Annotated in this window: 13 protein-coding genes; all 13 read left to right on the forward strand. The window is 41.4% G+C overall.

The window, feature by feature from the left end:
• Window positions 1-14: 14 nt before the first annotated feature.
• The 13 genes from TOL2_RS03805 (at window position 15) to TOL2_RS23415 (ending at window position 13,156) form a co-directional block, all read left to right on the forward strand.
• Entirely contained in the window at window positions 15-1,757 is a 1,743-nt protein-coding gene (locus tag TOL2_RS03805; RefSeq protein WP_014956220.1) for a hypothetical protein, read from the forward strand.
• Between the two features lie 2 nt (window positions 1,758-1,759).
• Window positions 1,760-2,317, forward strand: a complete 558-nt coding sequence (locus tag TOL2_RS03810) for a hypothetical protein (RefSeq protein ID WP_014956221.1) — start codon at window positions 1,760-1,762, stop codon at window positions 2,315-2,317.
• 31 nt (window positions 2,318-2,348) lie between these two features.
• On the forward strand, window positions 2,349-2,807 hold the full coding sequence (locus TOL2_RS03815; RefSeq protein WP_148278041.1) for a hypothetical protein: 459 nt from the start codon (window positions 2,349-2,351) through the stop codon (window positions 2,805-2,807).
• 12 nt (window positions 2,808-2,819) lie between these two features.
• On the forward strand, window positions 2,820-4,517 hold the full coding sequence (gene pilQ, locus TOL2_RS03820; RefSeq protein ID WP_014956223.1) for a type IV pilus secretin PilQ: 1,698 nt from the start codon (window positions 2,820-2,822) through the stop codon (window positions 4,515-4,517).
• A gap of 9 nt (window positions 4,518-4,526) precedes the next feature.
• Window positions 4,527-5,837, forward strand: coding sequence for an ExeA family protein (locus TOL2_RS23410; RefSeq protein ID WP_014956224.1), 1,311 nt, complete (start codon window positions 4,527-4,529; stop codon window positions 5,835-5,837).
• A gap of 2 nt (window positions 5,838-5,839) precedes the next feature.
• On the forward strand, window positions 5,840-7,546 hold the full coding sequence (locus tag TOL2_RS03830; RefSeq protein ID WP_014956225.1) for a GspE/PulE family protein: 1,707 nt from the start codon (window positions 5,840-5,842) through the stop codon (window positions 7,544-7,546).
• Between the two features lies 1 nt (window position 7,547).
• Entirely contained in the window at window positions 7,548-8,750 is a 1,203-nt protein-coding gene (locus TOL2_RS03835; protein ID WP_014956226.1) for a type II secretion system F family protein, read from the forward strand.
• A 39-nt stretch (window positions 8,751-8,789) separates the two neighbouring features.
• Window positions 8,790-9,227 (forward strand): type II secretion system protein, encoded by a 438-nt coding sequence (locus TOL2_RS03840; RefSeq protein ID WP_085929932.1) that lies wholly within the window; start codon window positions 8,790-8,792, stop codon window positions 9,225-9,227.
• A gap of 246 nt (window positions 9,228-9,473) precedes the next feature.
• Window positions 9,474-9,893 carry a PilZ domain-containing protein gene (locus tag TOL2_RS03845; protein WP_014956228.1) on the forward strand — a complete coding sequence of 140 codons (420 nt, stop codon included), beginning with the start codon at window positions 9,474-9,476 and terminating at the stop codon, window positions 9,891-9,893.
• Window positions 9,894-10,208: 315 nt separating this feature from the next.
• Entirely contained in the window at window positions 10,209-10,682 is a 474-nt protein-coding gene (locus tag TOL2_RS03850; RefSeq protein ID WP_014956229.1) for a GspH/FimT family pseudopilin, read from the forward strand.
• Between the two features lie 11 nt (window positions 10,683-10,693).
• Window positions 10,694-11,125 carry a type II secretion system protein gene (locus tag TOL2_RS03855; protein WP_014956230.1) on the forward strand — a complete coding sequence of 144 codons (432 nt, stop codon included), beginning with the start codon at window positions 10,694-10,696 and terminating at the stop codon, window positions 11,123-11,125.
• An 8-nt stretch (window positions 11,126-11,133) separates the two neighbouring features.
• Complete coding sequence (locus TOL2_RS03860) at window positions 11,134-11,661, forward strand: prepilin-type N-terminal cleavage/methylation domain-containing protein (RefSeq protein WP_014956231.1); 528 nt, start codon at window positions 11,134-11,136, stop codon at window positions 11,659-11,661.
• Window positions 11,662-11,680: 19 nt separating this feature from the next.
• Window positions 11,681-13,156, forward strand: a complete 1,476-nt coding sequence (locus TOL2_RS23415) for a hypothetical protein (protein ID WP_014956232.1) — start codon at window positions 11,681-11,683, stop codon at window positions 13,154-13,156.
• The last annotated feature ends 64 nt before the right edge of the window (window positions 13,157-13,220 follow it).

The following is a 13,220-nucleotide window of genomic DNA, read 5'->3' on the forward strand; positions in this document are numbered from 1 at the left end:
ACGCTGGAGTGTTGTTGAAAAATTTCAAGGAAGAAAATTCGACTCAAAAGCTGCTGAATCTGATTCGAACTGGTGGAAAAGACCATGTAGATGATGCTGTTTCAGGTGATTCTGTTTCAGATAATTCCGGGCTTTCTTTGCCGGTAACAATCAAAGATAAACATTTGAATGCCGGTGTCTGGATAACCCATCGGGATATTACCCTGGTGATGACATCGGATAAGGCAGGTGCAGGTAAAAAGGTACTGGTCAAGTGGCAGCATATTCTCCTGCCGGCAAATCTGCAGCCTGACAGCAATGATTTTCCCGCTTTTCTCGGCACCTGTCTGGATACTTTTCTGGAGGATAAGAAAAAAATATCCATCTGGTGCGCACTGGACTCTTCGCGCTTAAACATCAGAAATATTACCATTCCCGATGTACCACACCCTAAAATTGCAAATGCAGCCTTCTGGGGGTTGAAAAAGGAAACAGACTTTAACGAAAACCGGGAAATTTTTGATTTTGAAATTCTCGGTGATATTACCATTAACGGAATAAAAAAGAAAAATTTATTGGTTTTCAGTGTTCCAACCGACCAAGTCAGATCCCTGGAAAAGATTTTTGAACGGGCAGGGTATGGCCTTGCCGGTGTAACGTCCACTCCCTTTGCCGTTCAAAATTTTATCAGGAATGGACAGATCCGGGTGGATGCCCCTTATTTTTCCATTGTTAATATTTCTCGAGAAAATTCAGATATTTATTGCTTTTCGCTTTCCGGAATCCTTCTGGTTCGTACTCTTAGAACCGGTTCATGGAACCTGCTCGATGAGCTTGATACCTCAATGAAAAAGGATCCAATTGATTATTTGTCTTCCCTGACAAAAACCGATGCAGACCAATTTCCTCGGATCAAGGAGAATTCGGAGCGGTTGATCAGTAAAATTATACGTACTGGTGATTATTGCACACATCATTATACCGATAATACACCTATGCAACGATATGTTTTTTATGGGGAAACAGATTATTGTGATTTGTTTATGCACCAGGCATCCACCATGATCCCGGCTGCTGTTGACATATTAGAACCGGTCAGGGCAGGTTTTCCCGGTTCAAATGAATCAGGCCTTCCCAAAACCGCACAACAGCGCAATTCCGTGTTGACCGCCTTTGGGATTGCTTTGTCCGACAATGATATTACACCCAATTTCATGTTTACCTTTGATGACCGGCAAAGAGCAAAAAAACAAAAAAAGATCACCCTGGCAACGGTTATCGCCGGTATTATACTGCTGGCCGTTAGTTTTTCAGCTTATTTCCTGCTGAATTTTACATATGAGAAAAAATTATCCACTCTGGTACAATTGAACCGGGAGCAGGCAAAATTCAAAAATAATATACAAACCAAAACCATTACCGATGCTATTATCAACGCAGAGAAAAAAGAAATTTCCAAAACGCAATATATTGATACATATCTTCCCCTGGCGGTTATTTACGATATCTGCCATTTTACCCCGGATCATATTCATCTTACGTCAATGGTTTATGATCGTATAAAAGATAAAAAAAAACCGGACATGATATTTCGAAAACTGTCCATTGAAGGCTGGGTATCCGCCCATAAACATGTTTTGAATTTTGAGCTTGGCAGTTATATTTTAAAATTATCGGAATCTCCTGTTTTCGGGGATATTGAAATCACTGATAAATGGACTAATCAGAACAATAATAGTAAAAGCCTTTTTTTTAAAGTCAGACTGGAGGTACTTTGAATATGGATAAACTCCTTAACCCAAAGTGCCTTTTCCGATCAGGCGTTATTCAGGGTATTGCCTTTCTGGTTGTTATCTGTCTTTATGGTTTGTTTTTTATTTACCCGTCCTATCGTTCCGTTTACCGGATACAGCAGGCCATTGTGGAGCAAACAACAAAAAATGAACGTTTGAAGGTACTGTATCCGGTTTTTGTCAGATCCAAAATTCTGGAACAGATCCCATTTGAACACCGGTTGCCTTTTCCCGACAGAGTCCGTATTGGTCGTGGCGCAATATCAACATTGCCCGGTAAAATTATCAATATAGCTGAACATAATAAACTGCTCCTGTTTGAAAGTGATTTTGATATCAATTCTTTGAAGAATGATTCCTCGATTATATCCATGACCATTAAACTTAAGGGGAACTTATTTGATTTCAGGCGCTTTTTGATTGATATGATCGCATTTGAGTTTTTTGATTCAGTTGAAAATTTGAGTATCAGTTCACATGAAGGCCCGATAAAAAAATTTACATTGAACCTGAACATTAAAATTAAAAAAAACGGTCATGAATAAGCGTGAAAAAATCATATTGATTGTGACTTTTATGGCGATAGCCTATGGACTGATTGATTTTTTTGTCCTGTCAAGAAAAAATAACAGCCCGGATATCAGACAAGCCATTGCAAAGTCCAGTAAGACCATTGCGGATTTTGCAAACCAATCCATGGCCCGGATGTCAAAAATGGAAAAACAGCCACTGCAAAATAATTTGCAGATCCTGATATCAAAAATTGAATCCGACTGGGACCATGACCCCTTTGACCGATCTTCGGCACCGGATACGATTACTGTGGAAGTTTCTCCATCCGTACCTGTCCCCGATTTTATCTATTCAGGATATATGCATGTGGGGGATATTTTATTTGCCATCATCAATGGGGTGGAATACCGGACAGGTGAAATTATACCGGAAAATGATTATAAAGTTATGAATATAACGCCTCAAAAAGTGGTACTTGAAAAGAACAGGGGCCAGGTTGTTATATTTTTAAAAGATGAATAAGAAAAGGAGTCTATGGGAATACTGTCATTACGCATGGGGTTGATCATGGGGGGGATTTTTTTCTTCATATCTGTTTTGCTGTCCGGGTGTGGTTCTCAGCATGAAAAAAAAATGCAAACAGCGGAACAGGTTAAAAAATGGCAGGTTCTGGCTGATAAATCCGTATCCATAACGCCTGTTCCGGCTTTACAGGACTATGATGATTCCGTTATGGAAGATATATCCCAACCCTTAAAAACCGATCCATCCCAACCCGTAAAAACCGATCCATCCTGTTTAGCTATAAAATCAGGCGGTTCCAGAAAACTGCCGACCATGAAGGTTACCATGAAAATGTATGATATTTCCCTGCCCGTACTAATCCGTACCCTTGCCAAAGTGGCAAACCTGGATATCATGATCAATGACAGCGTCAAAGGTCAGAGCAAAATCGTTATTACCGATGTTCCTTGGGAACAGGCTTTTTTGGGTGTCCTGGAGACCTTTGGCCTTACCTATGAATGGACCGGGGATATATTACGGGTGGTAAGTGTTGACGATCTTAAAAGAAAACAGGATCTGATGGAAGCTCGGCAGAATTATGAAAAAATGAAAAATAAACATGATCTTACCCTGATGCATCAGGCACAAAAGAAAAGCCGTTTGGAACCTTTGGTTACCAAAATCGTCAAGATTCACTATGCTGATCTTACTTCATTGCAGAAAAATTTGACTCAATACCTGTCAAATCAAGAAAAAGAAGTATCTGCCGGGAATTTTGAGGCATCGCCACAGATGCTGCCAGAAGAATCCGAAGAACAGGGCCTTAAAGGAAACGTCCTGATTGATAAATTTACAAATTCCTTGATCCTCCATGCCTCCCGGTCTGACATTAAAAAAATCATGCCCATTGTCCGGCGTCTTGATCAGCCCATCAAGCAGGTTCTTATTGAAGCCCATATCGTGGAAGCTGGTTCAAATACGGGCAAGGAACTCGGAATTCAGTGGGGTGGGCTCGGAACGGCTGCAACAACCAGTAAAGAAAGCTTTTCTATTGGTGGCAACATGACGAAATTTGAACAGTCCCTGAAGGATGAAACTGGTGTTAATCAACCCTATCAGCCGGTTGACGGAAATATCGTCAATCTGCCCACTACGGCCGCAACAGGTATGAGCCTGGGGGTCATGGCCCAGAAAGCAGGAGAATATGTTCTCTATGCCCAGTTAATGGCCCTGGAAGAACAGGGGCGGATCAATATCCTTTCAAAACCTTCCATTACCACTCTGGATCACCGCATGGCCGTTATTGAAAGCGGCAAGGAAGTTCCGTTTCAGACAGTTGAAGAAGGAGAAGTCAGTATAGATTGGAAAAAAGCGGTCATCAAACTTGAGGTGACCCCCCACGTCATTGAAGACCAGATTATCCGGCTTGAAATTGTGACCCACAAGGATGAGCTGGATTTTGCCAATGAGGTGAACGGCAATCCAACCATCATAACCAAGAACGCTCAAACCACTGTCATGCTCTTTGACGGCCAGACCACGGTGATTGGGGGGCTGAATAAGGAAAAAAGCAGTGGCGGCGAAGATGGAGTACCGGGGTTAAAAAATGTACCTGGTCTGGGATGGTTATTTAAAAGCATGGGCAAGGCAGAGGAAATGGAGGAACTGCTTATTTTTATCACCCCTCATATATTAAAGGAAAAAACCGTCAAAATCCAGACACAATAGGCACAGATCATGGATTATTATAAATTATTGAATTTTAAAATGGAGCCGTTTTCCAATTCTCCTGATCCCAGGCTTTTTTATCGTTCAAGCCAACACTTTGAAGCCTTACAGAAACTGGAAATTTCCATCCGGCTTAAAAGGGGGCTAAATATTATTATCGGAGATATCGGCACAGGAAAAACCACGATCAGCCGGCAGCTTATTCAGAGAATTTCCAATGATACTGCCATTGAATACTATCTTATTCTTGATCCAGGATTCAAGTCCGTTCATGGATTTTTAACTCATATTGTCAAATTGATGATGGGGGAACTTCCTGATGGGTATCTGGATGAGAATATTCTTAAAGAGCGCATCAAAACCTATTTGTTTGCCAGGGGGATTGATGATAATATCAATACGGTACTGGTCATTGATGAAGGCCAAAAAATATCCCTGGCGTGCCTGGAAGTATTACGGGAATTGTTGAATTTTGAAACCAATGCTCAAAAGCTGTTGCAGATTGTCATTTTTGCACAAAATGAATTTGATCAATCCCTGGAGAAGGTGAAAAACTTCCAGGACCGGATTAATTTCAGGTACACGTTATCGGCCCTGAATTTTAAGGAATCCAAGGGGCTGATTCAATATCGATTGAACCGGTCCTTTATCAAAGGAAAACAGCAGCCTGTTTTTTCTGCTGTTGCATTTATTGTCATTTATGCCGCCACCAAGGGGGCCCCCAGAAAAATAGTCAACCTCTGCCACCAAGTAATTCTTGCCCTGATTATTAAGGAACGGAAAACAGCAGACGTTTTTTTTATACTGTCCTGTGTAAAAAAAATGGCCCCTGCTGCAATAAATAAGCAGACTCCTGTTTTCTCGGCGGGGATCATTCTGGCGGGGATCATTCTGCTGGGGATTATTCTGATAGGGAGATATTATCCCGCCACGTTGGATACGTCCCCTTCAGATGTTTGCAAAAGCATTTTTGTCCCGGCTAATGCGACGGGATATCTTGTTTTTTCAGTCAGTTTTCCATCTCCGGATGAAAAAAAAAAATATTCCGACCACACAATTTTTCTTCTTATTCATCAAACCCTGGATTTCAACCGGGCATTTACTCTGGCTGGTTCAAGAATTTATAAAAATTTGAATATCAGGATTTTTCCCTTTTGGTGCCCTGACAATGGTTACCTGTTTAACGTGATTATTGACAGGCCCTTTGATAATCGTAAAAAAGCTTTGGGCTTTTTGCAAACAATCGAACCGGATATTAAAGCAACTCTTGAAAATATGGTATCCTTGAAATCCTGTGATTTAACCCATAAGGGGGAATAATAGTGGCCATACGAAAAAAACTTGGGGAAATCTTGATTGACCAGGGGTTGATTTCAGATATCCAGCTGCATGAAGCTTTATCCGGGTTAAAAGAATGCGGACTGAAGCTTGGGGAATACCTGATCCAAAACAACATTGTATCTGAACATGCGATTCTGGATGCGATTGCCTCACAGATGAATTTGAAAAAATATAACCCCAATGACTATATCTTGTCCCCGGAATTGTCCAAAATCATGGACGTGGACACGGTGAATAAATTAAATGCCATCCCCGTGGAGAAAAATGAGGGGGTTCTCACTGTTGCCATGGTGGATCCCCTGAACATTATCGCCATAGACTATATTGAGGTCATGACCAATATGGAAGTGGAGACCATTATCTGTTCAGAACAGAATTTTACTTATCTTATGTCCGGTCTATATGGTGCTTATTCAGGTAAAGACGGTGTGATGAAACAGGTTCAGGATATTGCAGAAATGGAAGGGGAACTCCAGGAAGACGAATATCTGAACGATAGCATAGAAGCCACTCTCCACGATATGGCAGAAGAAGGGCCGGTTGTCAAACTGGTAAATTCCATTCTATCCCAGGCAGTCAGGGAAGGAGCCACTGATATCCACCTCAGTCCTGAAAAGGATTATGTTGAAATCCGTTTCCGTGTGGATGGGAAGCTTCACAAGATTCCCAGCCCGCCCAAGCGACTGTTTTTACCCATGATCTCCCGGATTAAGATTTTAGCCAATCTTGATATTTCCGTTTCAAGAATTCCCCAGGATGGTCGCATGACCATTGTTGTCAACGAAAATGAAATCAACATCAGGGTTTCCACCATTCCCACAGTATATGGTGAAAATATGGTGATGCGGCTTCTGGATACCAGTTCCGGCATCCACAGCCTGGATAAGCTGGGATTTATGCACCAGGATATTCAGGCTCTGAAAAAAATGATAAAAATGCCCTATGGCATGATTTTGTGTACAGGACCCACAGGCAGTGGCAAAAGTACCAGTCTTTTTTCCATGTTAAAGGAAATCAATTCACCGGATACTAATATTATAACTCTTGAGGATCCGGTTGAATACCGAATGGAGCATGTCAGGCAAGTACAGTTGAATCATAAGGCCGGCATGTCATTTGCCTCCGGCCTGCGGTCCATATTGCGTCAGGACCCGGACGTGATCATGGTGGGTGAAATCAGGGACAAAGAAACCGCAAGTGTAGCTGCTCAGGCTGCCTTGACTGGTCATCTCGTTTTTTCAACGGTTCATACCAATGATGCAGTCGGTGCCATTGCCAGGTTTGTTGATATGGGAATTGAACCCTTCATGGTCGCGTCGGTTCTGCTGGTTGTCATTGCACAGCGACTGGTCAGAAGGGCATGTCCCTATTGCAAAGAGTCCTATACTCCATCCTCGTCGATATTGGAATACTGGCAGCTTGAAGATAAACCATATGATTTTGTGAAGGCCAATGGCTGCAGCCAGTGTATGAATACAGGCTATAAAGGACGGGTGGGATTTTATGAGATTTTGTATGTTAATGATGATGTCCGGCAGATGATACTTGACGGAAAATCAGCCCGGGAGATTTTTAAATTTACTCTGGAAACCGGCCTGATGAAAAGTCTTAAATTTGATGCGGTTCAAAAGGTGGTTCAGGGGATAACTACCTCGGAGGAGGCCATGTCGGCTATTTTGGTGAAATAATATGACCCTGTACCTGTTTAAAGCCATTAATGAAAAAGGAAAACCAATTTCCGGGGAAATCGAAGCTGATTCGTCACAGACGGCATTGGAACTTTTGTCCCGCCAGGGGCATATCCCGGAATCCGTTAAAAAAAAGACATCCCGGCAGTCAGGTATCCAATTTTTTGCCCAAAGGATATCGGCAACAGACCTTATTTTATATACCAAACAATTTAAGACATTATTAACGGCAGGGGTCTCTATTTTGCAGATATTTCAGATTCTGGAAGCCCAGACAGAAAACAAATCCTTAAAAAGTGTCTCTGCCCAGATAATAGCGGATGTCAAACAGGGAACTTCTTTGTTTGAGGCTTTTTCCGTTCATAAGTCAGCCTTTTCCCATCTGTATTGTTCCATGATAAAAGCAGGGGAGGAATCCGGTTCCCTGCCTCTGGTTCTGGAACGGCTGATTTATATTATTGATCATGAGGAAAAGGTCAGAAACGATATTAAATCAGCTGTCCGGTATCCCTTGATTGTATTAATATTTTTAGGCGTAGCTTTTATGATACTTTTGACGTTTGTAGTTCCTAAATTTGTCGGTATTTTTGAAGCTGCAAGTATAGAGCTTCCCCTGCCCACAAAGATCTGTATGATGTTATACTCATTTTTAAACCAGTACTGGATTTCTATGAATATCTTTTTGGTGATTTTTGTTATTGGAATCATTTGGTACATAAAAACAGACCAGGGCAGGTTGTTAAAAGATATATCACTGATGCAGATTCCCGTCATTGGCCCTTTGTTTATCAAGTCTTCCATGTCAAGGTTTTCAAGTATTTTTGCTATTCTCCAGTCCAGTGGCATTACCATACTTGAGTCCATGCGGATTTTGACGGACACCATCAACAACGCCGCTATTTCCCGTGAAGTTGAGAAAATAAGGGGGCTTTTGGAAGAGGGCAGGGGGATTTCCCGGCCCCTGGGCCAGGCAAGGTATTTCACCCCCATGGTGATCAATATGGTGGCCATTGGTGAGGAATCTGGAAATCTTGACGTGATGCTTCAGGAGATTGCCACCCATTATGATGCAGAGGTGGAATATGCCACAAAAGGATTGGCAGATGCCATCGGCCCATTTCTCATGGTGGGTCTTGCTGCTGTGGTAGGTTTTTTTGCTCTTGCTATTTTTTTGCCTATGTGGGATTTGACTAAAATGGTCTGATACCCGATTACCCATAATGTTTGTAATTTAAAGGAGAAAATGATGATGACACACAAAAACCCGGCTGTTCTTGCAAATGAAAAGGGATTTACCCTCGTTGAAATCATTGCTGTACTCGTGATTCTAGGCATTCTTGCTGCTGTTGCTGTGCCCAAATTTATGGACCTCCAGGCCGATGCCAGGGCAAAAGCAGCTCAGAGCGCTATTTCAGAGGTCAAGTCAAGGCTGTCCATGGGGTATGGGCAGTATCTGTTAAAAAATAGTGAGAAACCTACCACTATAGTTCTTATCTGTGGTGAGAAAGGTGTCAATGATGATACGATACTGCCCAAAACCGGTAAGGGCAGTGTGCCCATGGGCGCAGACTTTACAGTTACTCTGGATGGAACTACTAAGGCAAGTATTGGAACAATTACGGTTACAAAGGTTCAGGGCAAAGATGTAACTGTCACGGATGATTGGGATCTGCCAATCTGATAGGGCCTGTGCCGGTGGTGATCTGTCTCTCTGCCGGTACCCTTTCTTATAAAATTGTTTAAACCATAACGGGGAAAAAAGTGAATCGAAAAACCTGAGGTGTGTTAAAGCACCATAACAGATTTACCATGCGTGATTGGCATGGAAAATGATATAAAAAATCTGATAATTGCTTGACCATTGTTCACAGATCAGTAAAAAATGAAAATAATTTTTTGGCTTTGTCAGGTTTATGGAGTAAAAAAAATGATAGATAAACTGTCCATTATCCGGCAGATTCTTGATACTGACGAAGAAACGGACAAAAAGATTCTTTCCGTGCTGGCGTCTGCCAAATGTGAATCTGAAATAAAAGGCGCTAAAATTCATATCGAAGACAGAACCTGTAGTCGAAAAAGCATTTTTATGGAAGCAAAAATCAACACTGGAAAAGAAACAATTTTCGCTGAAACAGAAAATATTTCCCTGGGGGGGGTGTTCATAAAAACTGAAAAAAAAATAGCAAAAGGGGAAGATATTGCCATCCGCCTGATCAGTCCAAGTGGAGATGAATTTTCATTTATATCAAAGGTGGTCAGGGTGGATAACGAAGGAATCGGCGTGATGATCAAAACCATCAGCCCATCCCATCAAACCGAATTCAACCGGTTTGTCAATCAATTGTAATTTTGGCAAGACAAATTCAGAATTAATATTGATCTGTTTCATTTAACAGATCAATGGCTTTTTCCGGCTTATCCACAATAAGCCGGATCAGGGCAAATTGAACCGAATATCTTAAACGGTGAGAACGATTTTATCTCCAGAACCAAAGGTGATTGTCCGGGAGCCTGGCAGGCTTGGGCTGTTGTTTTTGTATGCAATGGAAACATTGGGTTGAATGAAAACATCATCATTTATATCTCCCGATCAGATACTTGAACTTATTGATAATATAACGGAATAGTTGACATTCCTAAAATAACTGGCTATAAATATCTAATGAAAGAAATTGGAGATGATCAAATTTCAAATTCTGGACTTAATTCAAACGGCTTCACCATCATTGAAATTATATCTGTACTCATTATCATTGGTATTCTTTCCGCAGTCATTGTTCCTAAGATGACGGCAACAGGTGTCTATGATGTCATCTCTGAAACACAGATTTTAAAAACCCATTTAAGGTATGCCCAAAGCCGGGCCATGAGCTATAACGAACCCTGGGGCATCAGCATGACCGCTGGTTCATACACCCTTCAAAAAAATAACATCACGGCATCCGTGAATTTTCCAAATGAAACGTCTCCCACCCATTTTTTTTCAAACGGTGTCGGCATAAGCTCAGGCAACCAGGTGGTGAGCTTTGATGACCTGGGAAGTCCCGGAGATTCTACTATCAGTTTTACCTTAAGCCACCAGGGAAGTCATGCGCGCACCATAACCATCACCCGGAAAACAGGGTTTATTGATTAGGTTTGGTTAATATGAAATTAAAAGCTGATAACAATGGATTTACTTTGATAGAATTAATTGTTGTGATTGTCATCGGTTCAATTTTTGCGACCATGATGTACCAGTATGTTTATACTTCTTCTGTAAGGAGCTTTTCACCAGTATCCAGCCTTGATAATTCTTTGAAACTCTATGAAATTGTTGAAAACATTACATCCGATTATCTGGCTAACCACACGTCTGACCTGACAGGTTTGCAAACCGGTATTGGCAAACCCGAAGACAGTGATCAGGATAATGATTATGGTGTCTACCGGGTGATTGATAACCATTTTATTAAATTTGTCGATAATTCAGAGCAAACCGCTTTGATAGATGATTCTGAATATGGGAAATTATTAAAAGTAACCATTAAATATATTTCTTCCGGTGAAACGTTAACCATATTATACAATAAAAAATAAAAACAATTATGATCAGCTTACTTTTAAATAAATCCGGTTTTTCACTCATTGAAATAATCATTGTTCTAATTATTGCTGGTCTTCTTGGCCTTGTCGGCAGCTTTGGCATTACAAGTTCGGTGAAAAGTAATCTATTACAGCAACAGAATGCTGAAACCGCTTATAACGGCCAGATGGCCATGATACGGATTTCAAAGGAGTTTAAAAATCTAACATCAGTTACATCGGGTCAGGGCACGGCAACCTCTATTGAGTATGATGTCTATCGAAACGCAGTTCGCCAAACCCATAAACTGTCCTGGAATGGTATCCCTGGTACTTATCTATTGTATTATGACGATGTTTCCAATAATGGAAATATACTTGTTGACCAGGTAAAAAATTTTAAACTTGAATATTATGATTCCAATGACACCTCCCCCAAGCCTATCTGGAGCAGTTCTACGATCAAAATAGGGGTGACACTGGAACTTATAGGAGCCGACAATATATCTTCAGTATTTACAGGTAAAATAACACCAAGGAATCTACCGTAACTATTTTGGAGGCACAACAATGAATGGCTTAAGGCGTACTGTCAAATTTTTTTCTATCAATAACAAGGGTTTTATGATCATGGGGCTTGTTGCCGCTATGACGGTTATCGGGGTTATGAGTGCCGGTACTTTGTATTTTACAAGCGGATCCTCCCAGACCGGACTTTTTTCCAATGGTTCTTCAAAGGCATATTATCTTGCAGAATCCGGCATCAGATATGCCAGATATGCCAAGTTAACCGAGGTGGATGAAACAAACAATACGTTTACCTTTGCAAACGGCGATGCTTTTAAACTTGAGATTGATAACAGTGACCCCGCCGGAATAATTATTTCTTCAACAGGTATTGTTAATCCGGGATCATGGTTTGAATCAAAATGTGAATTAAAGAAAATTTTTGGGTCAGGTTCAGCCGAAAGTGGCTTAACCGACGTGGGTTTTACGGTTCCAGTCAACGGCAACGGCAACGGCAATAGGAACAGGAACAGGAACAGGAATAGGCAAGGCAACGGGAACGGTAATGGTAATGGGAACGGTAATGGTAATGGGAACGGTAATGGTAATGGGAACGGTAATGGTAATGGGAACGGGAACTGCAACGGCTGCAACGAATTAGTTCTGGATCCCCGTTGGACTGTTACAGGAGGGAGTAACGCCAGTGAAATTATAACAGTGAACTCAAGCTTGGGTGAAGGCGTTATTGAACTTAAAAGCCAGAAACTAAGCCCGAATAATAATATATTCAATGCAATCCTCTTGAGTTTGAACTGGAGGAAGGACACCCCTGAGAATCCTGACCTTGATGAGGTATGGTCGGAAAATACCAATCTGCTGAGCTATGAAGCGCAGGTCAAGGTAAAGCTTGAAACAATGGGAAGCAATGGAGATCATTTCATGCATGGCATTTCATTCAGGCTTTTGCCCCAGTATCCTGACTGGGCTGACAGCAGTATCAGATCTTACGGGATATCCTATTTCAGATCAGTGGATTCAAACTGGCCTTTCAATGTCGGTCTTGACATCTCATTTGATCCCATCATGAATGATTCAGGTGTCTATATTGTATTATGGGAAAAAACAGGTGATACCAATACCCTTTCTTTGCTGGACTACAAAGAATTGACCGTATCAGACGGTGTTTTTGACGGATCAAACCTGGAAGACTGGGCCACCATTGTTTTAAGGCTTGAAGAAAAATTTACAGGCCCGGGCGGAACAAGGCAAAATCATATTTCCGGGTTTATTCAGGGACCTGATACCATACCCCAGGGAACAATTGAGTGGGATTACGATAAGTATAATATTGTTTCATGGAATACCAATAATTCCCAGCCGGTTGTGGACAATTCCTTGATAACAGAGGATTTTGGTACTAACAGGCCCGATGAAATAGGGATTCATGCTTTTTATGATTCCACTGCTTCGAATAAACAGTTTTTTTCTGATTTTAGTTTAAAGGTTGGCACCGGCACGATTCCGTCTTATCAATGGTAAAAATATAAAAGTTAACAACAAATAACGGCATTGTCAGCCCTGTAGAACTTGCCGGCCTGGTAAC

This window comes from Desulfobacula toluolica Tol2 (assembly GCF_000307105.1).
GTDB lineage: Bacteria > Desulfobacterota > Desulfobacteria > Desulfobacterales > Desulfobacteraceae > Desulfobacula > Desulfobacula toluolica.

Bases quoted from the DNA above. Each gene is read 5' to 3' on its own strand.
- TOL2_RS03845 (WP_014956228.1), top strand. From the start codon at position 9,474: ATGATAGATAAACTGTCCATTATCCGGCAGATTCTTGATACTGACGAA.
- TOL2_RS03860 (WP_014956231.1), top strand. From the start codon at position 11,134: ATGATCAGCTTACTTTTAAATAAATCCGGTTTTTCACTCATTGAAATA.
- TOL2_RS23415 (WP_014956232.1), top strand. From the start codon at position 11,681: ATGAATGGCTTAAGGCGTACTGTCAAATTTTTTTCTATCAATAACAAG.
- TOL2_RS03835 (WP_014956226.1), top strand. From the start codon at position 7,548: ATGACCCTGTACCTGTTTAAAGCCATTAATGAAAAAGGAAAACCAATT.
- pilQ (WP_014956223.1), top strand. From the start codon at position 2,820: ATGGGAATACTGTCATTACGCATGGGGTTGATCATGGGGGGGATTTTT.
- TOL2_RS03850 (WP_014956229.1), top strand. From the start codon at position 10,209: ATGAAAGAAATTGGAGATGATCAAATTTCAAATTCTGGACTTAATTCA.
- TOL2_RS03810 (WP_014956221.1), top strand. From the start codon at position 1,760: ATGGATAAACTCCTTAACCCAAAGTGCCTTTTCCGATCAGGCGTTATT.
- TOL2_RS03815 (WP_148278041.1), top strand. From the start codon at position 2,349: ATGGCGATAGCCTATGGACTGATTGATTTTTTTGTCCTGTCAAGAAAA.
- TOL2_RS03840 (WP_085929932.1), top strand. From the start codon at position 8,790: ATGATGATGACACACAAAAACCCGGCTGTTCTTGCAAATGAAAAGGGA.
- TOL2_RS03855 (WP_014956230.1), top strand. From the start codon at position 10,694: ATGAAATTAAAAGCTGATAACAATGGATTTACTTTGATAGAATTAATT.
- TOL2_RS23410 (WP_014956224.1), top strand. From the start codon at position 4,527: ATGGATTATTATAAATTATTGAATTTTAAAATGGAGCCGTTTTCCAAT.